Here is a 1,800-nt window from a genome sequence, read left to right on the forward strand (position 1 = left end):
CGCCGGGTCGAGATGGCCGGTGGCGACCGCGGCGAGCTCGGGCCCGGCCGCGTCCGGGACGTCCACCAGGCGGCGTCCGGCGACGCCGCGCGTGAAGGTGCGGCGGACCTCGTCCTCCAGGTCGGCCCAGGCCGCCGCGGAGATCGGCGCGAGTTCGCGGTGCAGGTTGTTCACGGCGTCTCCTTCAGGCCGCCGATGCCGAGCGACCCGAACCGGTCGCCGGGCGCGGGCTCGAGCACCCCGGCGGGCACAACGTCAGGCACGGCGTCAGGCACTGCGGCGGGCGCCGGCGCGGCAGTGGCCGCCGAGTCGGCCGCCGAGTCGGCCGCCGGGTCGGACGAGGGTAGGTCGGGAGGCGAGTCGAGGAAGTCGGCCGTCGGGGCGTAGAACAGGGTCCCGGTGACGGCCGTGGAGAAGTCGAGGATGCGGTCGGTGTGGCCGTCCTCGGTGCCGAGGAACATGTTCCGCAGCATCTGCTCGGTCGTCTCGGGCGTGTGGGCGTAGCCGATGAAGTACGTCCCGAACTCGCCCTTGCCGGGGGAGCCGAACGGCATGTTGTCCCGGAGGATCTGCCGCTGCTCTCCGTCCGGGCCGACGACGGTGTTCACCGCGACGTGCGAGTCGTCCGGCTTGGAGGCGTCGTCCAGCTCGATGTCGTCCAGCTTGCGGCGGCCGATCACCAGCTCCTGCGCCTCGACCGGCAGCGCGTTCCACGCCGCGAGGTCGTGCAGGTACTTCTGGACGATCACGTAGCTGCCGTCCGCGAACTCCGGGTCGTCCTCGGCGCGCACCAGCACCGCGCGCTCGGCGGCGGCCCCGGCGGGGTTCTCGGTGCCGTCCACGAACCCCATCAGGTCGCGCTTCTCGAAGTACCGGAAGCCGTGCACCTCGTCCTGGACCGTGACCGCGCCGCGCAGCCGGTTCATGATCTGCGCGGCGAGCTCGAAGCACAGGTCCATGCTGCGGGCGCGGATGTGGAACAGCAGGTCGCCGGGTGTGGCGGGGGCGCGGTACCGGGGGCCGGCGAGCTCGGCGAACGGGTGCAGCCCGGCCGGGCGGCTCCCGGTGAACAGCCGGTCCCAGACGGCCGAGCCGATGCCGGTCACACACGTCAGGCCGCCCTCGGGAACCCGGAAGCCGACCGCCCTGACCAGGCCCGACAGGTCGCCGAGCAGCTCGTGCACCACCTGCTCGTCCCCGGCGTCCACGGTGACCACGAGGAACACGGCGGCGTCGGTGAGCGGGCTGAGCACCTTCTGCGGGTCGGACCGCTGGGGTTGCGCCTGCGGCTGCGGCGGCATGGCGGATCTCCTGGGTGGACGGCTCGGCGCCGGACCGGTCGGCGGCTCGGCGCCGGCACCGGGGATCGCGGCCCCTCAGCCACTCCCTACCGCCCCGCGTACCTGCCCAACCCCAAGCCCCACCCAAGAGGTGCCGGTGCGGCGGTCCGCCGCTACCGCCCCGTCCGGACGGGACGGCCGGACGGCAGCCCCCACTCGCTCCACGAGCCGTCGTACACGGCGATGTCGCGGTATCCGGCCAGCTCGGCGCCCAGCGCCAGGACGCACGCGGTGACACCCGACCCGCAGCTGACCACGAGCCGGTCCCGTCCACCGGCCGCCTGCACGAGGCGCGTGCGCAGCTCATCCGGCGGAAGCATGCGGCCCTCGTCCTGGAGTGCGGTGAACGGAAGGCTGACCGACCCCGGCATGTGACCGCCGCGCAGGCCCTCCCTCGGCTCGGGGGCCGTCCCTTCGAACCGTCCCGCCGAGCGCGCGTCGAGCACGACCCGGTCCGGGT

3 protein-coding genes are annotated in these 1,800 nt (G+C 74.1%); all 3 read right to left on the bottom strand.

All coding sequences use genetic code 11. The annotated features are described in order from the left end of the window. On the bottom strand, positions 1-174 hold a 174-nt coding region (locus tag AB0J52_RS38915), incomplete at its 3' end, for an encapsulin (RefSeq protein ID WP_500188078.1). Then, complete coding sequence (locus AB0J52_RS38920; RefSeq protein WP_500188075.1) at positions 171-1,301, bottom strand: Dyp-type peroxidase; 1,131 nt, start codon at positions 1,299-1,301, stop codon at positions 171-173. The genes AB0J52_RS38920 and AB0J52_RS38915, both read right to left, overlap by 4 nt. Positions 1,302-1,453: 152 nt before the next feature. Beyond that, positions 1,454-1,800, bottom strand: a 347-nt coding sequence (locus tag AB0J52_RS38925; protein WP_500188077.1) for a rhodanese-like domain-containing protein, incomplete at its 5' end; no start/stop codon positions are given.

Source organism: Spirillospora sp. NPDC049652 (genome assembly GCF_040675125.1).
Taxonomy (GTDB): Bacteria; Actinomycetota; Actinomycetes; order Streptosporangiales; family Streptosporangiaceae; genus Spirillospora.